The sequence below is a fragment of the Pseudomonas sp. IT-P218 genome (assembly GCF_949767605.1).
Classification (GTDB): Bacteria; Pseudomonadota; Gammaproteobacteria; order Pseudomonadales; family Pseudomonadaceae; genus Aquipseudomonas; species Aquipseudomonas putida_AE.
The window spans coordinates 56647-79489 of sequence record NZ_CATKQQ010000033.1 but is presented as its reverse complement, the minus strand read 5'-3'; the positions used below and the strand labels follow the sequence as shown (position 1 = coordinate 79489).

25 protein-coding genes are annotated in these 22843 nt (G+C 60.5%); 20 read left to right on the top strand and 5 right to left on the bottom strand.

Annotated elements, in window-relative coordinates:
* The first annotated feature begins 157 nt into the window (after window positions 1–157).
* The 4 genes from ACM6I6_RS18030 to hdeA all read left to right on the top strand — a co-directional run bounded on the left by ACM6I6_RS18030 (window position 158) and on the right by hdeA (window position 4647).
* Window positions 158–1804: a DUF1254 domain-containing protein gene (locus tag ACM6I6_RS18030; RefSeq protein WP_406591681.1), complete on the top strand. Its 1647-nt coding sequence runs from the start codon at window positions 158–160 to the stop codon at window positions 1802–1804.
* 108 nt (window positions 1805–1912) lie between these two features.
* Complete coding sequence (locus ACM6I6_RS18025) at window positions 1913–3367, top strand: DUF1254 domain-containing protein (protein WP_406591715.1); 1455 nt, start codon at window positions 1913–1915, stop codon at window positions 3365–3367.
* Between the two features lie 194 nt (window positions 3368–3561).
* Window positions 3562–4221, top strand: a complete 660-nt coding sequence (locus tag ACM6I6_RS18020) for a MarC family protein (RefSeq protein ID WP_274075979.1) — start codon at window positions 3562–3564, stop codon at window positions 4219–4221.
* Window positions 4222–4344: 123 nt separating this feature from the next.
* Complete coding sequence (gene hdeA, locus ACM6I6_RS18015; RefSeq protein ID WP_323626053.1) at window positions 4345–4647, top strand: acid-activated periplasmic chaperone HdeA; 303 nt, start codon at window positions 4345–4347, stop codon at window positions 4645–4647.
* Between the two features lie 75 nt (window positions 4648–4722).
* On the opposite strand, the gene ACM6I6_RS18010 is transcribed toward hdeA, so the two are convergent.
* The 4 genes from ACM6I6_RS18010 to ACM6I6_RS17995 form a co-directional block, all read right to left on the bottom strand.
* Window positions 4723–5490, bottom strand: a complete 768-nt coding sequence (locus ACM6I6_RS18010) for a hypothetical protein (protein ID WP_406591680.1) — start codon at window positions 5488–5490, stop codon at window positions 4723–4725.
* Between the two features lie 16 nt (window positions 5491–5506).
* Window positions 5507–6328: a DUF2092 domain-containing protein gene (locus tag ACM6I6_RS18005; RefSeq protein ID WP_323626052.1), complete on the bottom strand. Its 822-nt coding sequence runs from the start codon at window positions 6326–6328 to the stop codon at window positions 5507–5509.
* Window positions 6329–6356: 28 nt separating this feature from the next.
* Window positions 6357–6803, bottom strand: coding sequence for a hypothetical protein (locus tag ACM6I6_RS18000; RefSeq protein ID WP_406591679.1), 447 nt, complete (start codon window positions 6801–6803; stop codon window positions 6357–6359).
* A 104-nt stretch (window positions 6804–6907) separates the two neighbouring features.
* Window positions 6908–7702: a transporter gene (locus ACM6I6_RS17995; protein WP_414920592.1), complete on the bottom strand. Its 795-nt coding sequence runs from the start codon at window positions 7700–7702 to the stop codon at window positions 6908–6910.
* Window positions 7703–7858: 156 nt separating this feature from the next.
* Between ACM6I6_RS17995 and ACM6I6_RS17990 the strand changes: the two genes are divergently transcribed.
* From ACM6I6_RS17990 to ACM6I6_RS17915, 16 genes are all read left to right on the top strand, one after another.
* Window positions 7859–9121 carry an OmpP1/FadL family transporter gene (locus tag ACM6I6_RS17990; protein ID WP_406591678.1) on the top strand — a complete coding sequence of 421 codons (1263 nt, stop codon included), beginning with the start codon at window positions 7859–7861 and terminating at the stop codon, window positions 9119–9121.
* A gap of 47 nt (window positions 9122–9168) precedes the next feature.
* A complete protein-coding gene (locus ACM6I6_RS17985; protein WP_406591677.1) occupies window positions 9169–9846 on the top strand; it encodes a DUF3313 domain-containing protein in 678 nt (225 codons plus the stop codon).
* Window positions 9847–9966: 120 nt separating this feature from the next.
* Window positions 9967–10332, top strand: a complete 366-nt coding sequence (locus tag ACM6I6_RS17980) for a hypothetical protein (RefSeq protein WP_406591676.1) — start codon at window positions 9967–9969, stop codon at window positions 10330–10332.
* A 14-nt stretch (window positions 10333–10346) separates the two neighbouring features.
* Window positions 10347–10805, top strand: coding sequence for a glycine zipper 2TM domain-containing protein (locus ACM6I6_RS17975; protein ID WP_323606190.1), 459 nt, complete (start codon window positions 10347–10349; stop codon window positions 10803–10805).
* 259 nt (window positions 10806–11064) lie between these two features.
* Window positions 11065–12297: an acyl-CoA dehydrogenase family protein gene (locus ACM6I6_RS17970; RefSeq protein WP_414920355.1), complete on the top strand. Its 1233-nt coding sequence runs from the start codon at window positions 11065–11067 to the stop codon at window positions 12295–12297.
* Window positions 12298–12307: 10 nt separating this feature from the next.
* Window positions 12308–13552, top strand: a complete 1245-nt coding sequence (locus tag ACM6I6_RS17965; RefSeq protein WP_323606187.1) for a thiolase family protein — start codon at window positions 12308–12310, stop codon at window positions 13550–13552.
* Entirely contained in the window at window positions 13549–15153 is a 1605-nt protein-coding gene (locus ACM6I6_RS17960; RefSeq protein ID WP_323606186.1) for an AMP-binding protein, read from the top strand. Before ACM6I6_RS17965 ends, ACM6I6_RS17960 begins: the two co-directional genes overlap by 4 nt.
* Window positions 15154–15185: 32 nt before the next feature.
* Complete coding sequence (locus tag ACM6I6_RS17955; RefSeq protein WP_406591674.1) at window positions 15186–16307, top strand: saccharopine dehydrogenase family protein; 1122 nt, start codon at window positions 15186–15188, stop codon at window positions 16305–16307.
* A 47-nt stretch (window positions 16308–16354) separates the two neighbouring features.
* The gene (locus ACM6I6_RS17950; RefSeq protein WP_323606183.1) at window positions 16355–16798 is read left to right on the top strand and encodes a hypothetical protein; all 444 of its coding nucleotides are present in this window, start codon (window positions 16355–16357) and stop codon (window positions 16796–16798) included.
* Window positions 16799–16821: 23 nt separating this feature from the next.
* Complete coding sequence (locus ACM6I6_RS17945) at window positions 16822–17637, top strand: glucose 1-dehydrogenase (RefSeq protein WP_323606182.1); 816 nt, start codon at window positions 16822–16824, stop codon at window positions 17635–17637.
* Between the two features lie 23 nt (window positions 17638–17660).
* Entirely contained in the window at window positions 17661–18437 is a 777-nt protein-coding gene (locus tag ACM6I6_RS17940) for a glucose 1-dehydrogenase (protein ID WP_323606181.1), read from the top strand.
* A 297-nt stretch (window positions 18438–18734) separates the two neighbouring features.
* Window positions 18735–18911: a hypothetical protein gene (locus ACM6I6_RS17935; RefSeq protein WP_323606179.1), complete on the top strand. Its 177-nt coding sequence runs from the start codon at window positions 18735–18737 to the stop codon at window positions 18909–18911.
* A 54-nt stretch (window positions 18912–18965) separates the two neighbouring features.
* Complete coding sequence (locus ACM6I6_RS17930) at window positions 18966–20417, top strand: DUF1254 domain-containing protein (protein ID WP_406591672.1); 1452 nt, start codon at window positions 18966–18968, stop codon at window positions 20415–20417.
* A gap of 181 nt (window positions 20418–20598) precedes the next feature.
* Entirely contained in the window at window positions 20599–21015 is a 417-nt protein-coding gene (locus tag ACM6I6_RS17925) for a hypothetical protein (RefSeq protein WP_274075985.1), read from the top strand.
* Window positions 21016–21024: 9 nt separating this feature from the next.
* Window positions 21025–21543, top strand: coding sequence for a GNAT family N-acetyltransferase (locus ACM6I6_RS17920; protein WP_406591671.1), 519 nt, complete (start codon window positions 21025–21027; stop codon window positions 21541–21543).
* 206 nt (window positions 21544–21749) lie between these two features.
* On the top strand, window positions 21750–22523 hold the full coding sequence (locus tag ACM6I6_RS17915; protein ID WP_414920354.1) for a ParA family protein: 774 nt from the start codon (window positions 21750–21752) through the stop codon (window positions 22521–22523).
* Between the two features lie 85 nt (window positions 22524–22608).
* On the opposite strand, the gene ACM6I6_RS17910 is transcribed toward ACM6I6_RS17915, so the two are convergent.
* Window positions 22609–22818, bottom strand: coding sequence for a hypothetical protein (locus ACM6I6_RS17910; protein WP_274075988.1), 210 nt, complete (start codon window positions 22816–22818; stop codon window positions 22609–22611).
* Window positions 22819–22843 lie beyond the last annotated feature (25 nt).

The following is a 22843-nucleotide window of genomic DNA, read 5'->3' as shown; positions in this document are numbered from 1 at the left end:
GATCTACACTGCTTCGTGTCTTTCCTGACCTACCCCGGCAGTGCATTTCGTAGGCCACGATTACATTCAACAATTGATGTGCTCCCCAAGGCAGGATTCCTGGTGCGCGTGATTCATGGCCAGCGATCCTGCGGGAGCCAATGCAGGGAGACGCTCAATGCATCAACGCACACTTCTAGGGGCAATCATGGTTTCCGCCATCCTGCCCCTCTGTACTGCAGTCCAGGCCGCAGCGGCCATTCCACCCTCGATTGCCACGCCCGACCGGGTCGAATCCAGTCTCGGCCCCCTCGAATACAAGGATGGCGCACCGAGCAAAGAGACGGTCACCAAGGCCTATGACTACCTGGACCTGATGCATGGCGTCGAAGCCTTCGTCAACGCCTACCAGGGCGCTTCGGTCGCCGCCATCTTCAAGGGCTTCCAGGAGGCCGGCATACCGAACAACACCGCCTTGATCTTCTCCGGATTGATGGACGCCAAGTCGCTGTTCCTCACGGCCAACGCCGATACCGTGTATTTCTGGGTCAACCTGGACGTCAGCAAGGGCCCGATCGTGGTCGAGACGCCACCGCTTTCGCTCGGCGTGGTCGACGACATGTGGTTCCAGTGGGTGACCGATTTCGGACTGCCCGGACCGGACCGTGGCGAGGGCGGCAAGTACCTGTTCCTGCCGCCAGACTACAAGGGCGAGGTGCCGGAGGGCGGTTACTTCGTGAAGAAGATGGGCACCACGCGCGCCACGCTGCTCGGGCGTTCGTTCCTGGAAAAAGACGACCCGAAACCGGTGGTCGCGCGCATCAAGAACACCCTCAAGGTCTATCCCTACCTGCCCGGCGGCTACGGCACCAGCATCGGGACTGCCTTGCAGGGCAACGCGACGCTGGCGCGCACACCGGAGCACCAGTTGGACTGGTCGTTCCTGCGACCCAAGGAGCCGGTGCAGTTCACCGAAGGCACGGGCAAGGTCATGAACACGGTGCCACCGAGCGACTTCAGCTATTTCGAGCTGCTCAACGATGTGGTGCAGAAGGAACCGGCGACGGCATTCTCCACGGAAATCATGGGTTCGCTGGCCGCCATCGGCATCGTCAAGGGCAAACCCTTTGCGCCCGATGAGCGCATGAAGAAGATCCTCACCGATGCGGCGCACATTGGTAACGCGGCGGCGCGCAGCCTGAATTTTCGCTTCCGGCCCTCGGACGGCGGTTACTACTACGCCGATTCCACTTCCTGGTTCAACCCGTTGTTCCTTGGCGGCTACAACTTCGAAACGCCACCGCCGCAGGTGAGCCCGGAAGGCGCTATCAGCGTCAATCCACCGACCGGGGCGCGCACTCTCAACGTGCGCACGACGATGTTCTTCGGCTACACCTTCATCACCCCGGCGATGATCATGCGCCTCACCGACATCGGCTCGCAGTACCTGGTCGGCGTGGCGGATGCCAAGGGCGAGTATTTCGATGGCAGCAAGACCTACAAGGTCACGCTGCCGCCGAAGATTCCGGCCGGGAAGTTCTGGTCCTTCACCGTGTATGACAACCAGACCCGCTCGATGCTCGACACGCCGCAACGCTACCCGCGCGCCGGCAGCCAGAACTATCCGACCCCGGCCGCAGTGCCGAGCAGCGATGGCTCGACTACCGTGTACTTCAGCCCGAACAAACCCGACGGCGTGGAGGCGGGCAACTGGATTCAGACCGATCCGAACAAAGGCTGGTTCACCATCCTGCGACTGTACAGCCCGCTCGAAGCCTTTTTCAGCAAGACCTGGAAGCCCGGCGATATAACGCTGGTGCAGTAGCGAGTGCAACGGCGCGCGGGCTGCGCGCCGGGAACGCATGTGTGAGTCGAGTTGACCCACATCATCAACCAGCAAGGGAAGTGAATCGTGAGAACAGCACCCACTACCATGGCCTTGAGTCTTGCGCTGGCGGCGGTCATCGCCCCGCGCCTGAGCCTGGCGCAAGCGCCGGACATCCAAGTACCGATTCCTACCGCCGTCAACCAGGTGCCTGGCCCGGTGGCCGGCAACGTGATGACCCAGTCCTATGTCGAAATGGTCGGTCGCATGGCGTATGTATGGGGTTACCCCATGGTCAACGCCTATAACCGCCGCAAGGCCTTCTCCGAGGCACCGAAGCCCGGCTTGCTGGGCGGTATCATTCCGGTCGCGCCGGTCGGCCAGAACGCGATGCTGACCAGCTATGTCGAGCCCCAGCAACGCTTCATCGCCTGCCCCAACCAGGACGTGGTCTATGGCGCAGGCTTCACCGCGCTCGATACAGAACCGACGGTGATCCAGGTGCCGGATTTCGGCGACCGCTTCTACGTGTATGCCTTGTACGACGCGCGCACCAACGAAGTGGCACGCATTGGCAAGCAGTACGGAACCAAGCCGGGTTTCTACCTGATTGCCGGGGACAACTGGAAGGGTACCGTGCCGCCGGGCATTACCGCCGTCGCCCGTTCCTCGACCGACCTGGTGTTCGTGATTCCCCGTGTGTTCAAGGATGACACGCCGGGCGATACCGCCGCCGTGCAGCCGCTGATCAACCAGGTGGTCATGTACCCGTTGAGCCAGTTCGACGGCAAGATGAAAACCGTGGATTACGCCAAGCTTCCGCATTTCCCGGCTCCGGCGGGCAGCGGCGGCGAGACCAAATGGGTGAGGCCGGCGAGCTACTACGAGGATCTCGCGGACGTATTGAAACGCGTGCCGCCGCTACCGGGCGAAGAAGCCCTGTACGCCTGGATCCGCTCGGTGTGGGAGGCCGCGGCGAGCAATCCCGAGACCAAAAAACAGCTGGTGGACACCTTCGCCAAGGCCGATGCCGACCTGGTCGATCCCCTGTTCCACTTTCGCTACAACGGCCGGCCCATCGGTCGCGGCTGGACCGCACCGGCCAACGCGTCACAGTGGGGCACCGACTACCTCAACCGTACCGCCATCTCCAAGTCGAGCATGTACCAGAACACGCCCGAGGAGACCCAGTACCAATTCAAGGAGGACGACAGCCAGGGGCAACCCCTGGACGGCAATCATCAATACACGGTGACCTTTGCCAAGGGGCAGACGCCACCGGTCAAGGGCTTCTGGTCGTTGACGCTGTACAACGCCGAGCACTTCTTCCACGCCAACCCCTTGCAGCGCTTTTCGCTGGGCACCAAGAACAAGACGCTCAAGGACAACCCGGACGGTTCCCTGACCCTCTACCTCGGCGCCAAGTCCCCGGGCGCGGACAAGGAAAGCAACTGGCTGCCAGCTCCCACGGGGCCGTTCTCGTTGCTGCTGCGCAATTACTGGCCTGAGGCCTCGATCATCGACGGCAGCTGGACGCCGCCTGATGTGGTGAAAACCAACTGACCCTGATGCGGTTTGCCCGTGTAGCGACAGTCATTCACTTGCCTGCCCGGCAATCGGGCAGGCAAGGCCTGCACAGGCATCTACGTTTTCAGGCGGACATTCGGGATCCGCTGTTTTTTATGCCCATGATTTGAGGCGCGCTGTTTTTGATCAGCTATGGTAAGCCGGTACACAACCCACTTGGCAGATCATCCATGAACGCCTACCTCACACTGTTCTTCGGCATGTTCACTACCCTGCTGGCAATCATCAATCCACTTGAGGCCATTCCGGTATTCCTTGGTCTGCTGCAAGACAAAGACGCTGTCGAACGGCGTCGAGTGGCGCGCAAGGCTTGCCTCTATGCGCTGCTGCTGATGTTTTTCTTCTTGATCTTCGGCAACCTGCTGCTGCGCCTGTTCGAGGTTCCATTGAGTATGATTCGGGTGGTCGGTGGGCTGATCCTGATGCGCATCGGCTTCGAGCTTTTCGCCCCTTCGCCCAACAGCAATCTGATTCCAAGCGCTGGCAAAGGCGATCAGGACGTATCCTTCATACCCATGGCCATGCCGATCATGTTCGGCCCCGGCGCTATTGCCACCGTGATCGGCTTGACCAGCACCATAAAAGATTCCGACCGCGCCATACTGTCCTTCGCCGTGGTGGCACTGGCGATTTGTGCCACTATGTTCACAACCTACCTTTCTTTGGCTTACGCCAATGTCATCCTGAAAAAGATTGGCCCGCAAGGCATTGACGCAGCGACCCGCATCGTCGGCTTCTTCGTTTCGGCGATGGGCGTCGGCCTGATCTTCCACGGGACGGTGGAGTTTCTCCAGTCGTATGGAGTGCTGCTTGACGGGGTAGCAAAGTAAGTGGTTCTACCTGCCTGCCAATACCACACGCTGTGAAGCAGCTTTGTTGCGCTGTTCTATAGTTATTTGCGCCACTGCCTCTGCCTGGGCATGCCGGCTCAATCAACTACTGAGGGACCTCCAATGAAAGCGAAACAACTATTCGTCGCTACCCTGGCAATCTTCGTCAGTTCTGCCGCCCTGGCCGCCAAGCCGCCCACACAATCCGTTGACAAGTGGACGTGCGGCGATTTTGTGGAGTTGGATGAGACGTATCAACCTAACGCCTATTTTCTGGCTGAGGGCTTTACAAAATCAGGTACGCCAGTAGGAGCGGTATTGGATGTCGATGCCACCGAAACGGTGGTTCCCAAGATTGTGGCGGCCTGCAAGGAAGACCCGAAATCGTCTTTTGTGGGCGCCGTGAAAAAAAGCCATGCCAAGTAATCACTGAGTATTGCTGATGTGACTTTTGGATACCTCGATAGGCAGTAGATCTGCCTATCGAGGCAGTAGTCGAGGTTATCCCGGCATTGGTACAACGGTGTAATAAACGCCATTGGCCCCGTAGGCCGGTCGCACCCAGGAATCCCCGCACTGATAGTACGTGCCACTGGAAACGGTCCTCAGCCCGCACCCCGATGGCAAGCTGACAAATGTCGAACCCATGGGCATGGTAGGCGGCGCTGCGGCCATCATCCCGGCGTTGTAGCCTGCACCATAGGCATTGTTGCTGGCATTCGTATTGGCAGCATCAGCCATGGCTGCCCCGGTAACCGCGCCAACAGCCGCCGCGGCGGCAGGACTTACGCTGTCGTTGTAGCCGCAGTTATAGCAACCACTGCTGGCATAGACAGCAGTGGGCGGGTGGTAGTAGGTGGTTCCGTAGCTCGAGGGATGGTAGACCGTTGTGCCATAACCGTCCGCATGATAGCCACTGGCACTGCCCCCATACTCGCCTTGGGCGTGCCATGAGCCTTCGCCGCCATAGGCCGTTCCTCCTTCGGCCCCGGTGCCATGCCAGGAGCCCTCGCCCCCGGAGGCCGTGCCGCCGCGAAAGCCTGAGCCGCTCCAACTGCCATCCCCCCCGGAAGCCGAGCCGCCGCGATAGCTTGAGCCGCTCCAACTGCCACCCCCTCCTGAAGCCGAGCCGAATTCACCGGAGTGGCTCCACGAGCCACCGCCTCCCCATGTGCGCCCAAAACCGGAAGCGTGCGACCAGGCCGCAGCCTGATCACAGGTGAATGCCACAACCAACAGGCCGGCAAGCCTCAAGGTTGATCGAGTCATGGTTCATCCTCCTTACTCAGGGTTTTACTTGCAGCGGTTTAACCCCAACCGGGGGGCGCATGTCTGGCGGCGGGGCAAACTCGATCTGTCGGGCCTTGTCGATGTGTTCTGGTTTGAAGTTGTCCACTGACAATGCCGAGGCAAGCTTCCAGTCGCTGAACGCGACCTGATGCCGGGATTGGCTGGGATCATCGCGAAACACTGCACGCAGCATACGCGGAAGCTTGTCCTGCGCGCCGATCCAGGCTTGGACGAAGACGATGTCATTGGCGTAAGCGATCACATCAGTCGTGGTATCCCCGATCACCGTGGACTGTCCGATGAAAAACGCCAGACGCATATCCCTGGTCAAATCCTCATAAGGATTGGCGACGATCACATCCGTAAAAGGAAAGTAGATTGCGGCACGCTGGTACGCAGCCTCAAGGGTCGCATCAATGGTGGGTGGCGCATCCGCTTGCGCCAGCAGGTTTTCCGTCGGAGCAAAGGCATAGGCACGCTTGCCGTCATAGTAAAACTCGGTCGCAGGACCATCACCCGAAGTCATTACGCGTAGGTGATCAGGCCGTTGCACGTCGACTTGCGCCACCGTGCTATAGGCCAAGGGCGGCCCAAGCCGGCTGGGCTTTTCGTAGGTCGTGATGGCTGTGAAGCTCATACCCTGTGAGCCAGCCAACTTCGCGCTCATCGCCTGCAGAACTTCCAGCGCCCTGGGTTCCAGTTGAACCGCAGGCGCAGGAGCAGTGACGGCTTTTTCTGCTGCCTGTAAGGGTGCTGCGAACAGGCCGATCAACAGCCCAAGCGAGAGCAATCGGATATGTTGATGGAGTGCCAACATCGTTCTTCTCCGCAGAAGTAAAGACAGGTCACCTGACCGCTTGTGCGATATCTCCGCAAAAAATATCGACGCTGCCATCCTCGGGAGTCGTACGCACGACGATGGAGTACTTCCCGGACAGCAGTTCAGGCACGGCGACAGGCGCAGTTCGGTAAAAAGTCCAACCGGCTTCAGCAGCACGTTGAGTGGTAATCCTGTTGTTCATGTCATAAGCGGCTGGGCCTGGCTGCTGGCAGCTGCCTTTGTTGACAAAAGTGTAGAGACGCAACGGCAGAGTGGTTCCGTCCGGGACACCAGAAATGTAGAAGTCAAAACTGGTTTCATTATCCACAGTGGTCAGAGTCGTACTGCCGATCTGGCCAGTATTCTGTTGGGTAGCGGTCAACGGCAGTGTTACCGGATGGCTGGAGGAACTGGTGCAGCCCAAGAGGCCTGCCGAGCCCAATAGCATTACCAGCGGGGCGCTGTATTTCATTGGCAATCTCCATCAATGAGTTGGCTGAGGCTCGAGCTGTTATCTACACCGTCGAGGGCATTGCAGTAGCGGTGAAACAGAAATTATTCCGGCCTGAATTAAATCTACTTTGGAAACAACAGCGTAAACGCTACCCGAAATCCCCAGCCTTCAGCACCGTCTTTCGGGCTGTCAGCCCAGTAGCGCGGTCCGGCCTGCAAGCTCATGGGTTGATGACCTACTTTGAACAACTGGGTCACGAACAGGTTGATCGGCACCGACCATTCGCGGGTTTGCCAGTCGTAGGTGGATTCGGTGTTGATGCCAAAGGTTGTGTAGGTATGGGTGGTGTAGCTGAAGAACGGTTGCAGGAACGTCTGGTTGATCTTTTCCTTGTCGTCGGGCGGGCTACTTTCCACGGACCAGATGTGGTTGGCCAGAATGCCGCGAGTCCAGCCATTACTTTGTTTAAGCGCGACCACCGTAGGCCCGGCGCCCCATTGTTCAGCGCTCAACAGGTCATCACTGCCGGTCGGCACCAGAATCACCGGGCCGGCCCCCAGAATCCAGCCGCTGGCGGTGGGTTCCTTGGGTGAAAAGAAGAAGCTCTGAGTGATATCACCGATACCGGATTTGTCGGCTTGCCCGCCGGGTACCAGGCCATGTTGGTCAATGACCGGCAGGATGGTTCGGGAAATCAGGTTCCATTTCTCGTTGATGCTAAAAGGCAACACGGGCTGGATATTGATGACGCTTTGATAACCCTCGCCGCTGGGCCCGAGCTTCTGGTTCCAGTTGTATTGAATGGGCACGCTGTAGAGCGCCGCCACCGGGTTCAGCGATTGCTTGGCCAATTCCGCCTGGCTGTCGGCGGAGAACCCGATGTTGGGCCAAAGGGTTGCCAATGCCATGACAGGCATGAATTGAAGAGCTTTATTCATTCGCACACCTTTGCGATTTCGAAAACATGAACTACCACTTAGTGGTCTGTCCCCGGCTCCATCCAGCGTAGTTCAGACTTTCTGAATCAGAACTAATTTGGATGTTCGAGAAAGCTTTCTTGTCGAGGTAAGTCCATGCAACTAAGGAAGGCTGCGATTCCAGCTGTGCTTGTTCTGTTCTGCCATCAGGTGCAGGCGGGCGGCATCATGCTCTACGAAATCGGCACCGATAATGCCGGCCTGGCCAACGCCGGTGCCGCCGCCCGGGCGCAGGGCCCCTCGACGATCGCCTCCAATCCGGCGGGCATGAGCTACCTGCCGGGCACGCAAATAACCGCTGGCTTGCAGGTGCTGTACGGCCACCTGAAATTTGATCGCGACGAGGATACCAACGTCGCGGGCAGTAGCAGTGGCAACGCTCTGGACCCCATACCCGGTGCCAGTTTTTTCGTCAGCCATGAACTGGACGATCACTGGAGCGTCGGCTTCGGCCAGTACGCCGACTTCGGCCTGGCGGTCAATTACGACAACGAATGGTCTGGCCGCTATTTCTCCCAGAACGCCAGTCTGGGTGGTGTTTCTTTCGTGCCGAGCGTGGCGTATCGCCTTGACGAACAATGGTCGATCGGTGTCGGCGTCAAGGCCATGTACGGCATGCTGCAAGCACAAACCGCCATAGATCGCTCGCCGTTCGGTCTAACCGATCGTGGTGACGGGCAATTCAAATACAAAGACGAGGATTGGGGGTTCGGTGCGAACGTGGGCGTGATCTATGCCCCGCAATACGGAACCCGTATTGGCCTGACGTACACCAGCAAGGTCGATCTGGATTTCGAGGACGGCCTGGACATCAAAGGCAATGGCCCGGCGCTGGAACGCCTGGATGGCGCCAAGACCAAACTGGACATGACGGTGCCGCAAACCGTCACCCTGAGTCTGTTTCAGCAACTGGACCGGCAATGGACCTTGCTGGCTTCGGTCAACTGGCAGGACTGGTCAGAGTTCGGCGAGATTGCCGCCCAGGTCGACACCTCAGCGGGCAACGCCCGTTCGACCACCGTCGATGCCGACTTCAAGGATACCTGGCACCTATCCCTTGGTGCGCAATACCAGGCCACGCAGCAATTGCTGTGGAACGTCGGCGTGGCTTACGACAGCAGCGCCGTGTCGGACGGCAATCGGACGTTCACCGTGCCCATGGACGAATCCTGGCGCATTGCGACAGGCGCCACCTATGCTCTGAACAAAGAGACAGACATCAACGTCAGTTGGGCCATGATCTGGATCGGTGACATGTCGGTGGACCAGACCAAATCCCTCTCTGGCAATCGAACTTCCGGTCAGTTTGACAATGCATGGATTCAAGCGCTGACCGGGAATATGACCTGGCGATTCTAATGCCCTGCCATAACAAAGACGCGTCAAACCAAGGAGTACACACCACGATGAATCTGTCTCGAAAACTGCTTGTCGGCACCGCGCTGGCGAGTCTGTTACTCGGCGGTTGCACCTCCAAAGTCACCGAGCAAACGCAGTACTCCGGTTTCCTCTCCAACTATGACAACCTGCAGGAAGTCGACACGCCCAGCGGTGGAACGACGATGCGCTGGGTCAGCCCGTCGTGGAGCCCGAACGCCTATGACACCGTGGCGTTCAACAGGCTGGAACTCTATCCGGCGCCCAAGCCCAATGAACGAATCAATCAACAGACGCTGGCCGATATTCAGAACTACATGACCAGCAAGGCGCGAACCACACTGGGTCAGAAATACCGCCTGGTGTCGAACATCTCAGAAGCGCCGACCGGCTCAAAGCCCCTGATCATGCGTGCGGCGGTCACCGGAGTGAGTGCCTCCAACGAAGGCATGAAATGGTATGAAGTGGTGCCCATCGCCGCCGTTGTCGGAGCCACACAGGCGGCCACCGGTCACCGGGATCAGGACACGAACCTGTTCATCGAAGCCGAACTCATCGATGCGAAAACCAATCAAACCGTCGCCAAAGTGGTTCGCAAGGTATTTGGTAGCACCCTGGAAAATGAAAGCCAGAAAATTACCGCCCAGGACTTCAAGGCCGCCATCGATAAATTGAATGTTGATCTTTGGGCGTTCATTCGCAGTTGAACCTTAGCGTAGCCGTCACGGCGGCTGCTCGAAACCCTCAAGCAGAGGATTGCTGACATGCGTCTTTATTCATCGCTTCGATGCGCAAGCTTGCAAAGACCGTTACTAGTGGCCGCGCTGATGACCAGCGTGCTGATGCTCAGTGCCTGTGCGTCGGTGGATGCGCAGACAACCGCTTACGTCGGCGTCGAGCACCCCGCGCCAACCCTGGCCAGTGAGGTGCAGATCCTCCGTACAGCGCCGACGCGGCCCAACGTGCGGTTGGGCGAAATCCTGATCGATGCCAGTGTCGACCCGGCACCGCCCATCACCCAGGTCGAACAAAAGCTGCGCGAAGAAGCATCCAAGCTTGGCGCAGATGCAGTGGTTGTCGTTTATGACCAGATCCAGCCCGTCGCTGCCTACGTGAGCGGGCCACTCTGGAGCCGTGACATCGAAACGATTCAGGGACGCAAGCTCAAGGGCATTGCCATCAAATATCAATGACGAGGTACACCGCTATGAAAGCAATCATGTCCTGGCTGACGATCACATTGGCGGCTGTACTGATCAGTGCCTGTTCGGCCGTCAGCTCAACCGACGGCGGCGCCGGTGAAGTTGAAATTCGCTCAGGCACAATCGAGCAGATTTCGCTGACACAAATGCAGACCAATCACGACAGTGGCGTCGGTGCTGTCCTCGGTGGCCTGGGTGGCCTGGGGATCGGCAGCCTGATTGGCCGGGGCACCGGGCGGGATGTTGCCATGGTCGCCGGCGCGCTCGCCGGGGCGGTGGGTGGTAATTACGCCGAGAAGAAAAAGTACGATCAACCGGTAGAGGCGCAGCAGATTATCGTGCGGGTCAACAGTGGCGTGCTGGTCTCAGTGACCCAGCCGATCAATCCCTCCCTGGCTAAAGGGATGAAGGTGTATATCCAGGGCTCAGGCAATGATGCTCGTGTGGTACCGCAAGGTGGTTAAGATTCATCCGAGGTTTTTGAGCGCTGCACTGTTGCCCAGGCACTTGTAACAAGGACCTGGGTAACCGTAGTTATTCACTTGCCTGCCCGGCAATCGGGCAGGCAAGACGGACCCCTTAAGCTGCAAGTCTGAACACCCCCCATCCCCCATCAAGGGGGTCAATCCCCCTCGTTCCTGCGCATACCATCCAGCTCGTCCTTGTCGCGACAGCCGCGCCTTGCGTGCGGCCCGCTGCCGCCATTTCCCGAGAGAAACAATAATGACTGGGTATGCCTTGCGAGTGGAACTTGAACCAACCGGCCTCGATGCCGACCTCAACGAGCTGGAAAAGGCGATGCAGCAAAGTGCGCGGCGCTTTGCCTGCAATGTGATGCGACCGCTCGGCCAGCAGCTCGACCAGATGACCCCGGCGCAGGTGATCGCCGCCGACTCGCCGTTGTGGCAGGTGTTCGAGGAGTTCGCCGGGCTCGGCCTGAACCTGGCCGATCTGCAGGCGTTGCCGGCGGCCGATCGCGCACGCCTGATGAGCCTGGTGTTCGAGGAATTGGGGCACGGTGACGGGGGCCTGGCCGTGGTGCTGGGCGCCGCCATGATCCCGGGCATTGTCCTGGACCTGGTCGATCGGCAGGACCTGATGCAGCGCTACATCGACCGCCCGCTGGGCTGCTGGGGCATTACCGAACCGGACCATGGCAGCGACATGCTCGACAGCAGCGGCCACGTACGCCACCCCGGCGTGGGGCATGGCCGATTGAATTGCAACGCGAAAATCCAGGGCGAGCGCATCGTCATCAATGGGCAGAAGTCCGCCTGGGTGTCCAATGGACCGATTGCGCAAACCTGCATCCTGTTCTGCGGTTTCGACGATGGCTCCGGCCGCGACCAGCGCTGCGTGGTGCTGGTGCCGCTCGACAGCGCGGGTGTCAGCCGCGGGGCACCGCTGGACAAGATGGGCCAGCGTGCGCTGCCGCAAGGTGAATTGTATTTCGACAACGTCAGCCTGCCGCTCGACCACCTGGTGGCCGGGCCGGAAGACTACGCCAGGGTCGAGCAGGGCGTGCTCGCCGAGGCCAACGCATTGATGGGCGTGATCTGGACCGGCGTGGCCCGTGCTGCCTATGAGCTCGCCTACACCTACGCCCACCAGCGCAAGCAGGGCGGGGTGCCGATCATCGTTCACCAGAACGTGCGCTATCGCCTGTTCCACATGTTCACCCGCGTCGAGGCCTCCCGTGCCCTGGCTCGCCGTGCGGTGCTGTTCAACCAGCTGGCGCCACGCCCGGCGCTGCAAGGTTCCATCGCCGCCAAGATCACCGCGACGCAGACCGCCTTCGACGTGGCCTCGCAAGCGATCCAGCTGTTCGGTGGCAACGGCGTCACTCGCGAGTACCCGGTGGAAAAGCTGCTGCGCGATGCCCGCGCCTCGATGATCGAGGACGGTTGCAACGAAATGCTCGCCATCAAGGGCGGCACCCTGATTTCACGGATCTGAGGACCTCGACATGAAGATGAATGCATACGTTGCCGGTGTGGGCATGGTGCCGTTCGGCAAACACCTGGACAAGACGCTCAAGGGCTTGGCCGGACAGGCGATCCAATTGGCCTTGAACGATGCCGGGCTGGACAAGACGCAGCTACAGGCGGCGTGGATGGGCAATGCCGCCGCCGGTGTGGTGACCGGCCAGGAAATGATCCGTGGCGAAGTGGTGCTGCGGGGCATGGGCATCGGCAAGATTCCCGTGGTCAATGTGGAAAACGCCTGCGCCTCATCGTCCACGGCCTTTCAGCAGGCCTGCGCCATGGTCAGTGCCGGCTATTACGACATCGTCCTGGTGTGCGGCTACGAGAAGCTGTTTCACGAAGACAAGGCCCGCAGTCTCGGGGCGTTTTCCAGCGCCATCGACGTCGAAGACCCCGAAGGTGCGATGAACGTGGTGAAGAAACTCGCCGAGGCTGCAGGCGAGCCGTTCGACGTCGCCGGGGCGGGCAGCAGCCGTTCGGTGTTCATGGACATCTACGCGTTGATGGCCAAGAAGCACATGAAGCAGTACGGCTCGACTGCCGAGCATTTCGCCATGATCGCGGCGAAGAATTCCTTCCATGGCAGCCTCAATGAACGCGCGCAATTTCGTGACGTGCTGACTGTAGAGCAGGTGCTCGGCGCCCGCTCGATCGTCGATCCCTTGACCTTGCCCATGTGCTCGCCGATTGGCGATGGCGCGGCGGCCGTGGTGGTGGTCAGCGAGCGCAAGGCCCGGCAACTCGGCCTGCGCAATCCGGTGCGGGTGGCGGCTTCGGCGCTGGTGTCGGGCTGGGACTTCGAACAGGCCGGCGAAAGCGTCGGCGCCCTGGCGGCTCAACAGGTGTACGCCGCCTCCGGTATCGGCCCGCAGGACCTGTCCTGTGTCGAACTGCATGACGCGTCGGCACCGTCGGAGCTCATGGCCTACGAATACCTGGGCCTGTGCGCGCCCGGTGGCGGTACGCGATTGCTCGAATCCGGGGCGACGCATCTGGGTGGGCGCTTGCCGGTGAACGCTTCCGGCGGCCTGTTGCGCAAAGGCCACCCCATCGGCGCCAGTGGTTGCGCGCAGATCGTCGAATTGACCGAGCAGTTGCAAGGGCGCGCCGGCGCACGGCAGGTCGATAACGCGCGAATCGGTTTGGCCCACAACGGCGGCGGGGCCATCGGCCTGGATGCCGCGGCCACGGTTGTCACTCTATTGGTGCGGGAGAATCTGCGATGAGTCATTACAGCGATCTGAATCTGGCCGGGCTGCTCGGCAACCGGGTTGTGAGCGACCCGCAGCGCTGCGTGCTGACGGTGGAGAACGGCCCGGCAAGCCCGGCGCAGACCCGCACCTATGCGCAGCTGTGGCGCAATGGCCACCGACTGGCCTGGGGCCTGAGCCGGTTGGGACTGCGGCCCGGCGACTGCTTCGCCTTGCTGATGGCCAACCACGCGGAGTTTGTCGATGCGATGGTGGCGGCGGCGATCACCGGCACCGTCTTCGTGCCGATCGACCCGCGGGCCAAGGGCGAGAAGCTGGCGTTCTTTCTCAACAATGCGCGCTGCAAAGGAGTGATTGCCGCCGACTACGCACTGGGCAATCTGCTGGCGGTCCGCGAGCAGCTCGACGATCGCCCCTGGGTGCTGGTCTTGCCCAGCGACGAGGCCGCCGGTGAGTGGCGGAACAGCTCCGATGTGACGCTGTACGCCGATGTCCTGCAGACAAGTCTCGACGATCATCCGTTGGCGGATCTGGCCGACGATGCGCCGATGCAGTTGATCTTCACCTCGGGCACCACGGGCGATCCGAAAGGCATTGTCATGACCCACAGGCGCTATTGCGAGTCGGCCTTGATCACCGACCGCGCCTTTGGCTACCACGCCGACGACCGTCCCTACTCGGGACTGTCGCTGACCCACGCCAACGCCCAACTGGTCACCCTCGGTGCGTCGCTGGCATTGGGCATGCGCTGCGTGCTGTCGCGCAAGTTCACCAAATCTCGGCTGTGGGACATCACCCGCCAGTACGGCTGCACCAGTTTCACCCTGCTGGGCGGCATGACCACGGCGCTGTATGCCGAGGCGGCCCGCCCAGACGACGCCGACAATCCGGTGCGTTTCGTGATTTCCGCCGGCATGCCCAAGGCGATCTGGAATGACTTCGAGCAACGCTTCGGCGTCCAGGTCCTGGAGTTCTACGGCGCTGCCGAGGGTGGGCTGAGCATCAAGCCGATCGGCGTGGGCCCCGTCGGCAGTATCGGCAAGCCGGCGCCGAATCTACGCCATCGCATCGTCGACGAGGCCGGCCATGACTGCGCGCCGGGCGAGCCAGGCGAGCTGCTGTTCCAGCCGGTCGATGGCAGCCCCTACAAGGTCGAGTACTTCAACAACCCCGAAGCCTCGGCAAAGAAGTGCGCGGCCGGCTGGTTGCACATGGGCGATGTGGTGACCCAGGACGCCGAGGGCTGGCTGTTCTTCCAGTACCGCAAAGGCAGCGGCATTCGCCGCAACGGTGAGTTCATCAGCAGCGCCTTCATCGAAAAAGCCATCGCCGAGTGCCCGGAGGTCGACGACGTGTACGTCTATGGCATCCCGGCCAGCAGCGGTGTCCCCGGCGAAAAAGACGTGGTTGCGGCGGTGGTGCCCAAAGACCTGGCGGGCTTCGACCCACAGCGAATCTTCCGGGTCTGCCGCGAGCAGCTTGAGTCCAACTTTGTACCGAGCTACCTGCAGGTGTTGGCGCAGATCCCCAAGACCGCCTCGGAAAAACCCCAGGATCGTTTCCTGCTCGAAGCCCTCGAGCGCGATCGAGCCAACGTGCATCTCGAAGTCCGCTGACAGTCAATTCAAACAACAAGAGGAAAATTCACATGTCCCAAGCACGCAAAGTCCTGATCTATGGCGCCAGCGGCTACACCGGCAAACTGGTAGCCGAATCCCTGGCCCAGCGCGGCATACCGTTCTACATGGCAGGGCGCACCCAGGCCCGTCTGGAAGCGGCGTTGCAGGTAGTCGAAGAACGTCATGGCCAAGCGGTCGATGCGCAAATCGTCGTCGCCAGCAACGATCTGGAATCCTTGCTGCCGCTGTTCGCCGAGGTGGACGTGGTGATCAACGTGGCCGGTCCTTTCATGCAGATCGCCTGGCCGGTGGTCGAGGCTTGCCTGGAAGCGGGCTGCCATTACCTGGATACCACTGGCGAGCAGGACTGGACCGCCGCCATCGGCGAGAAATTCGGTGCCGCCTTCGCCGCCAAGGGCCTGTTGCTGTGCCCGGCCAACTCCTTCATGTGGGCCGCCGGCTCCCTGGCCGCCGAAGTGGTGCTGGAGAATCCGCTGATCGACAGCCTGGACATCTGCTACCAGATCGACAACGGCCTGCCCTCGGAAGCCTCGACCAAGTCGTTCCTGCGCATGGTCTGCAACGACGTGTCCCAGTATTACCTGGAGCAGGGTGAGTACAAATCCTGGCCCAATGACGTGGCCTACCAGGTGTCCGTGCCTTACCGCAATGCGCTGCTCAGTGCTCACCCCTGGGGTGGCGCCTGCGAGCCGGTGTGGTTCAAGAACGATCCGCGCGTGCGTAACTGCAAGGTACTGACGGCGGTCGGCGAACACATGATCGGCCCGGTCATCCAGGCGATCAAGGCCTTCAACGCGGTCGCGCCGGGCCTGACCCAGCAGCAGCGTGAAGAGTGGACCAACCACATGGGCGACCAGATGGACACGGGCGAGCCGCCGAAGGATTCGCTGGACGTGCAACGCGGTGTGATCGTGGTGCACGGGCAGGGCCGGCAGATCACCACGTCCTACGTAATGAACCTGTCCGCGGCCTACACCTGGACCGGCGACCTCTGTGCCGAAGGAGCCCTGCGCCTGCTTGAGAACCGGCAGAAGAACGTCGGCTTCCAGTCGCCTGCCAAGGCCTTTGGTCATCGCGAGCTGATCCAGTTCTTCCACGAGCGCGGCTATTGCAGCGCATTGCCGGCCTGAACAGCCAGTTGCCCAGCCTGAACGGTTCATCGCAAGCGGAGAAAGATATGCCCCCAGTCGTCCTGGATAAACCAGCCCGTACGGTTCACGCCCCGCGCGCGGCAGCACGCGATGTGCGGCTTCACGCCCGCTGGCTGTTCGGCATCGCGGCCGCCTTCAATGTGGCCGTGGCCTCGGGCCTGCTGTTTTGCCAATCCTGGCTGGCACCCCTGTTGGGGCTGACGCCGGCCTACGGCAGCAATGCCTTGTTCCTCGACCTGACGGCGATGCTGATTGCGGTGTTCGGCTACGCCTATGCGCGAGTCGCCGGCCATCCGCAGCGTTTTCGCCCTTACATCGCCTTGGGCGTGCTGGGCAAGACGCTGGTGGTGCTGCTGGTGTTCGGTCATTGGCTGCTGGGAGACATTGGCTGGCAACTGCCGCTGCTGGCCAGCGCCGACGCACTGTTCAGCCTGCTGTTCCTGGCTTTCCTGCGCCGTTTACCGGCGTGAGCAAACACGAGAGAAAAATCACGATGAATACTGTATTCGAACGATTCGCCCTGGCCGGCAAGGTCGCCCTGGTCACTGGCGCCGCGCAAGGCCTGGGTGCCGAAACTGCGCACACCCTGGCCATGGCGGGCGCCAAAGTGATGGTCAGCGACCTGCAACTCGAGCAGGCGCAAGCCACCGCCGAACGTATCCGTGCGGCAGGCGGCGAAGCCCTGGCCATGGTGCATGACGTGACCGACGAAGCCCAATGGCAGCAGGTGGTCGCCGCAACGGTCGAGGCCTTCGGCGGGCTCGACGTGCTGGTCAACAACGCGGGCATCGAGAAGATGGCGCTGTTTACCGAAGCCTGCGTCGAGGACTTCCGCCTGATGCACGAGATCAACGTCACCGGCGTGTTCCTCGGCATCAAGCACGCCGCCCGGGTCATGCGCCCGGGCGCCGCCGCGGGCAAGGGCGGTTCGATCATCAACCTGTCGTCGGTGGCCGGCCTGGTGGGTATGCCGGCGCTTGGCGGTTATTGCTCCTCCAAAGGTGCGGTGCGCCTGATGAGCAAGGCAGCGGCCGTGGAGTTCGCTCGCCTGGGCTATGGCGTTCGCGTCAACTCGATCCACCCGGCAATCATCAAGACCGACATGGGCGTCAATGTGGTGCGTGGTTTTGTCGCCATTGGCCTGGCGCCCGACGAAGCCAGCGCCGACGCCTACGCCGAGTCTCTGCACCCGCTCGGCTACGGCCAGCCGCAGGATGTTTCCAGCGCCGTGCTGTTCCTCGCGTCCGAGGCGTCGCGCTGGAGCACCGGCAGCGAAATCGTCATCGACGGCGGCGCTTGCGCCTGCTGACTGTCTGAAGAAAGGAGAAACTCATGAGTCGTCTGCACAACAAGGTTTGCCTGGTGACTGGCGCCGCGAGCGGTATCGGCCTGGCGATCGCCGAAGCCTTCCTGCGCGAAGGCGCAAAGGTCCTGTTGACCGATATCGATGTGGCGAATGGCGAAAGCGCCGTTGCCCGCTTGCAGGAAGAAGGCCTGGCGGCAGACTTCCATGTTCATGACGCCAGTTCGCAGGAGCAATGGCAGCAGGTCATGGACGCCGTCCAGCAACGCTGGGGACGCCTCGACGTATTGGTCAACAACGCGGGCATCGCCATCATCGCCGACGTGGAAACCCTGACCCTGGCGCAGTGGCGCAAGACCAACGCGGTCAACCTCGACGGTGTATTCCTTGGCACCCAACAGGCCATCGCGGCCATGAAGGGGCAGGGCAGCGGGGCGATCATCAACATCGCGTCCATCGAAGGCATCATCGGCGAGCCACTGGTGCCGTCCTACAACGCCAGCAAGGGCGGTGTGCGCATCTTCACACGCGCAGCCGCCGCCCATTGCGCGCGCCTGGGCTATGGCATCCGCATCAACAACCTATGCCCGGGTTTCATCTCGACCGCGATGTTCACTGGCGGCCTGGGCACCATCAGCGCGGAACAGGCGCAACAGTTCCAGGGTTTCCTGCAGCAGCGCATCCCCATGGGCCGCGTAGGCGCCCCTGAGGAAATCGCCAAGGCCGCGCTCTTCCTGGCATCGGACGATGCCAGCTATGTAACGGGTACTGACCTGGTGGTCGACGGAGGTTATCTGGCGCAGTGACTGCGGGTCGCTGTGCTGTGTTTTTGGGGCGGAGCCTGGGTAATCCTCGGGGTTCGCCCTTTTTTTTTGCCGCCCGGTTCCCCCCATGTGGGGGATCAATGCGCGCCGGGGGAATTTGCATAGTCCTCCTGCCTCTCGACTGCCCAGAGTCGAGCCGCCCGATAACAACAATCACAACAATCGAGGACCTGCGCATGCGCTATCCGCTTCATTCCTGGCCACGGACCCGGCGATCTTCCGCGGTGACCGTGTGTCGCCAGCCATCCGCCGTGTCAACTGAACGCGGGGGACTCAATCATGGCTTCTGAATGGATGGGCAAGGTTGCGCGTGCCCTCGAACTGATACTGCCTTCGCTAGTGATCGCCGGGGCCATCGCCTTCGCCTCATACCCGCCCGCCTGGTACGCCGTACAGGACCAACTGCGCAGCCAGTCAACCAGCTGCGTCTGGTTTTGCTGGTTCTGGTCATTCTGACCCGAACACCCTCACAGAAAGGGAAGGCCCCTCCAATACAAGGAAAACACGCTAATGTTCTCGCTCCGATTTTCACCTATTGCGGCCGCCGTCGGCCTGGCCTTGTCGATAAACCTGGGGGCCGTGGCCCAGGAAAAAACGCCGCTCAACGCTGCTGAGTCGACTCAGGTTTACCAGAAGGCCCAGGAAGATTACGCCTACCTCATCGGCAAACAGGCTTACATCTGGGGCTGGCCGGCGGTCAACCTGCATAACCGCCGCGCCGCCATGCAGCCGGTGCCACGTCCGGGGCTGGTCGGCGGCATCATTCCGGTGGCCCCGGTCAATCAGTTGAGCATGTTGACCGACTACCTCGATGCCGGGCAGCGCTTTGTGCTGACCCCTAACCAGGACGTGATCTACGGCCAGATGTTCACCGACCTCGGCAAGGGCCCGGTGGTGTTCCAGATCCCCGACTTTGGCGCACGCTACTGGGTGCTGCATTGCATGGACGCCTATACCGAAGTGTTCGCGGCCCCCGGCTCGCGGATCAAGTCCAAACCTGGTTTCTACATGATCGTCGGACCGGACTGGCAGGGTGAAAAACCGGCCGGGGTGGTCGAGATGTTGCGCTCGCCGACCAACCTGGCCTGGGTGGTGCCGCGCATCTTCATGGATGACGACATTCAGGACCGGGAGGCCGTGCGCTCGCTGGTCAACCAGGTCAACGCCTATCCGCTCAGCCAGTTCGATGGCAAACCCAGGAACGTCGATTGGCACGCCCTGCCGACATTTCCGGCCCCGGCACACAGCAAGGGAGAAGTGCGCTGGGTCAAGGACGAAACCTTCTGGGCCGACCTGGCGACAGTCCTCTTAGAGAACCAGCCACGCCCGGAGGAGGCGGCACTGGTGGACACCTTCAAGCGCACGCTGGAGTTTGCCAAGACCAACCCGGCCATCCAGCGAGGCCTGGACCGGGCACTGGCGCATGGTGCGATGGTGCTCAATGCCGGGTTTTCGTTCAGCATCCACCCCAACAAATTCGGTAACCAGTGGGCGGCCGACCTGACTGCCGGCGCAGCAGGAAGCAACTACTTGCGCCGTGCCTGGGTAGCCAAGGCCTACATCGCCACCAACAAGCCGGACGACGCGCTGTATCTGGGCACCGACTACGATGGCCGCGGGGAACGGCTTGAGGGCTCGAAGCCGTACAGCCTGACATTTGCGGCCGATCAACTACCGCCGGCCGAGGCGTTCTGGTCAATATCGGCGTACGACGGTGAGCACTTTTTCGAGCCCAACCCGATCAATCGCTATTCAATCGGCACCAAGAATCGGGACCTGAAGAAGAATGCCGACGGTTCGCTGACGATTTACCTGCAACACCCTTCGCCAGGGGCTGACAAGGAAAGCAACTGGCTGCCGGTACCCAAGGGCGACTTCAGCTTGTTGTTGCGCCTGTACAGCCCGGGACAAAGCGTGGTCAAGGGTGAGTACATGATGCCGCCTGTGAGCACGATCATGTAAACGTTGATGGCAGCAATGTCCTGATCTTCTTGGCATCGGCAGCCAGGTGCTCGTTCGCTTCACTCACTGGGAGCGCGCCGGTTACCGCAAACATTATTAGCGCCTGAAATCGGCGGTTACTTCGTAACCCTGGGGTGTCAAGCAGTTTGTGATATTCTTGCTTCTCAACAGGAGCAACACCGTGACCAAGCAAGCAGAAAACAAACCACTGCCACCGACAGGCAGCAAGAAGGCGCATTTCGACGTCCGACTCGGCGACGATCGCATTGTGGTTGTGTCCTCGCGTGCAAGCGAAGTGGTTGAGCGACAAGCCGCAAAGGCTTTTGCCGGCAGTGGTCTGAGTCAGTCGGGTGTATACAAAGCCCCTCGTACTCCACGAGTCCCGCACCTTCAGAATCTGGAGCGGGAGCTTCGCGACCTGAAAAAAGTCGTCGATGCCCTCGCGGTCCGCTCCGTTGTGCACGATCAGTCGGCCCAGGTTTCTGACTCTGTTGATTTCGAGGGCATGACGGTGCTGGATGCTGACACTGCATACCAGCTGCTCGACAATCCTCCCGAGCCTAATCAGGCGCTGCGCAATCTGCTTGCCTTACGCTAAGGGCTTTTAATGGATTTCATCACCGTCGACTTTGATAAGTCGATAGATCGCGCTGCGTTCGACTGCGGAGTTCATCCAGCCCTCAACACATATATTGCCCAGCACGCTGGTCAGGACGAAAAGCGTAACATTTCCCGGACGTTCATGTATCTGCAGGACGGAGTTCTGCTGGGCTACTACACCCTGGCCAACACCGCTGTGGCGCTCGATCAGCTCAGTGATGAGATGAAAAAGAAGTTGCCTCGGTATCCGATGCCGGCAGTGCTGCTGAGCAGGCTTGGCGTTGACAAGCGCATGCAGAAGAAGGGGTTGGGTCAGCGGTTGATGGCTGATTTCTTTCGCCGCGTGTACGCGGTATCGAAGCACTGTGGCGTGGCTTTCATCGTTGTTGATGCAAAAGACGAGGCTGCTGCAGCTTACTACCAGAGCCTGCAGTTCATGCCCTCCAAGGACAACCCACTTCGCCTTGTTTTGTCTGCGTCGACGATCATCCAAGGTATGCGCGAGCAGGAGGCCCGGCATGGCTGAGTTTTGTTCGAGTACTTCACTAGCGCTTCGGCGAACGTTGATGTGAGATACAGGCCTTGAAGAGCTCTTTTAGGAGCCCAGCGCTCTAACTCGTGGCTTGCGCCAACCACTGTCGCAATACTGTAATAATTCAGTCATAGAATTGACACGACTTCTTACAGTTTCCCTCAGTCGGCCTCTGGCCTTTTCATGGATGAGCAAGTCCCATGCGTCGTGTCGTATTCAATCAGAAAGGCGGTGTCGGAAAATCCAGCATTGCCTGCAACCTCGCCGCCGTCAGTGCTGCCGAAGGTTACCGGACGCTGCTGGTTGATCTCGATCCCCAGGCTAATTCGACCCACTATCTCACCGGGTTGATGAACGAGAACATTCCTGCGGGGATCGCCGATTTTTTCAAGCAGACCTTGTCCAGCGGGTTCGAGGGCAGGAAGAATCGCGTGAACATCACCCGCACGCCTTACGCCAATCTCGACCTGGTGACGGCCAGTGCCGAGCTGTCCGAGCTGCAGTCAAAACTGGAGAGCAAGTTCAAGATCAACAAGCTGCGCAAGTTGCTGGTCGCACTGTCCGAGGACTACGAGCGCATCTACATCGACACACCGCCGTCACTGAATTTCTACACCTTCAGCGCGCTGGTGGCGGCGGACCGTTTGCTGATTCCGTTCGATTGCGACAGGTTTTCCCGCCAGGCTTTGTATCGCGTCATCACCCAAGTGGAAGAGCTGCGCCTTGATCACAATGAATCCCTGAAGGTGGAAGGGGTGGTGGTCAACCAGTTCACTGGTCACACCGGCTTGCACCAGATGCTGGTGGATGAGCTGATGGCCGAAGGTTTGCCGGTGCTGCCGGTTTACCTGAGCAGCTCGGTGAAGATGCGCGAGTCTCATGAGGTGTCGGTTCCCCTCGTGCATTTCGCCCCTCGGCATAAGCTGTCGCTGGAGTTTGCCAACTTGCTGGATGCCCTGGAACGAGCTGCTTAGGGGGCTCTGAGATCAAGGGTTTGCGGACTGAAGCTAATGCAAACCCTTGTGTGTTCGACTTCGTCTATTGCTGTCCTTTGCGTCGTTACTCCTGTTTGTGTTCAGCGTTCAGGTCTGCCTTGCGTCGATCGCTGCCGTTGGGATTGCCGACATCGATCAGTCTTCTTTCCAGCAGAATGGTTTGCAGGGCCTCGCGGTCCGACGGGGTCATTTGATGTTCTCGCTCCTTGAGTTCAAGCAGGATCGGGCTGGACCACTGGCGATAGGTTTGTTCGGCATTACGAGTGGATGACATCACTTCCTCCATGGGCTGACTTCTG

Excerpts from the sequence above, each read along its gene's own strand:
- ACM6I6_RS17970 (WP_414920355.1), top strand. The coding sequence starts at position 11,065 with ATGACTGGGTATGCCTTGCGAGTGGAACTTGAACCAACCGGCCTCGAT.
- ACM6I6_RS17990 (WP_406591678.1), top strand. The coding sequence starts at position 7,859 with ATGCAACTAAGGAAGGCTGCGATTCCAGCTGTGCTTGTTCTGTTCTGC.
- ACM6I6_RS18030 (WP_406591681.1), top strand. The coding sequence starts at position 158 with ATGCATCAACGCACACTTCTAGGGGCAATCATGGTTTCCGCCATCCTG.
- ACM6I6_RS17940 (WP_323606181.1), top strand. The coding sequence starts at position 17,661 with ATGAGTCGTCTGCACAACAAGGTTTGCCTGGTGACTGGCGCCGCGAGC.
- ACM6I6_RS17950 (WP_323606183.1), top strand. The coding sequence starts at position 16,355 with ATGCCCCCAGTCGTCCTGGATAAACCAGCCCGTACGGTTCACGCCCCG.
- ACM6I6_RS17955 (WP_406591674.1), top strand. The coding sequence starts at position 15,186 with ATGTCCCAAGCACGCAAAGTCCTGATCTATGGCGCCAGCGGCTACACC.
- ACM6I6_RS17975 (WP_323606190.1), top strand. The coding sequence starts at position 10,347 with ATGAAAGCAATCATGTCCTGGCTGACGATCACATTGGCGGCTGTACTG.
- ACM6I6_RS18000 (WP_406591679.1), bottom strand. The coding sequence starts at position 6,803 with ATGAAATACAGCGCCCCGCTGGTAATGCTATTGGGCTCGGCAGGCCTC.
- ACM6I6_RS17980 (WP_406591676.1), top strand. The coding sequence starts at position 9,967 with ATGACCAGCGTGCTGATGCTCAGTGCCTGTGCGTCGGTGGATGCGCAG.
- ACM6I6_RS18005 (WP_323626052.1), bottom strand. The coding sequence starts at position 6,328 with ATGTTGGCACTCCATCAACATATCCGATTGCTCTCGCTTGGGCTGTTG.
- ACM6I6_RS17965 (WP_323606187.1), top strand. The coding sequence starts at position 12,308 with ATGAAGATGAATGCATACGTTGCCGGTGTGGGCATGGTGCCGTTCGGC.
- hdeA (WP_323626053.1), top strand. The coding sequence starts at position 4,345 with ATGAAAGCGAAACAACTATTCGTCGCTACCCTGGCAATCTTCGTCAGT.
- ACM6I6_RS18025 (WP_406591715.1), top strand. The coding sequence starts at position 1,913 with ATGGCCTTGAGTCTTGCGCTGGCGGCGGTCATCGCCCCGCGCCTGAGC.
- ACM6I6_RS17945 (WP_323606182.1), top strand. The coding sequence starts at position 16,822 with ATGAATACTGTATTCGAACGATTCGCCCTGGCCGGCAAGGTCGCCCTG.
- ACM6I6_RS18010 (WP_406591680.1), bottom strand. The coding sequence starts at position 5,490 with ATGACTCGATCAACCTTGAGGCTTGCCGGCCTGTTGGTTGTGGCATTC.
- ACM6I6_RS17930 (WP_406591672.1), top strand. The coding sequence starts at position 18,966 with ATGTTCTCGCTCCGATTTTCACCTATTGCGGCCGCCGTCGGCCTGGCC.
- ACM6I6_RS17985 (WP_406591677.1), top strand. The coding sequence starts at position 9,169 with ATGAATCTGTCTCGAAAACTGCTTGTCGGCACCGCGCTGGCGAGTCTG.
- ACM6I6_RS17960 (WP_323606186.1), top strand. The coding sequence starts at position 13,549 with ATGAGTCATTACAGCGATCTGAATCTGGCCGGGCTGCTCGGCAACCGG.
- ACM6I6_RS18020 (WP_274075979.1), top strand. The coding sequence starts at position 3,562 with ATGAACGCCTACCTCACACTGTTCTTCGGCATGTTCACTACCCTGCTG.
- ACM6I6_RS17995 (WP_414920592.1), bottom strand. The coding sequence starts at position 7,702 with ATGCCTGTCATGGCATTGGCAACCCTTTGGCCCAACATCGGGTTCTCC.
- ACM6I6_RS17915 (WP_414920354.1), top strand. The coding sequence starts at position 21,750 with ATGCGTCGTGTCGTATTCAATCAGAAAGGCGGTGTCGGAAAATCCAGC.
- ACM6I6_RS17935 (WP_323606179.1), top strand. The coding sequence starts at position 18,735 with ATGGCTTCTGAATGGATGGGCAAGGTTGCGCGTGCCCTCGAACTGATA.
- ACM6I6_RS17920 (WP_406591671.1), top strand. The coding sequence starts at position 21,025 with ATGGATTTCATCACCGTCGACTTTGATAAGTCGATAGATCGCGCTGCG.
- ACM6I6_RS17910 (WP_274075988.1), bottom strand. The coding sequence starts at position 22,818 with ATGTCATCCACTCGTAATGCCGAACAAACCTATCGCCAGTGGTCCAGC.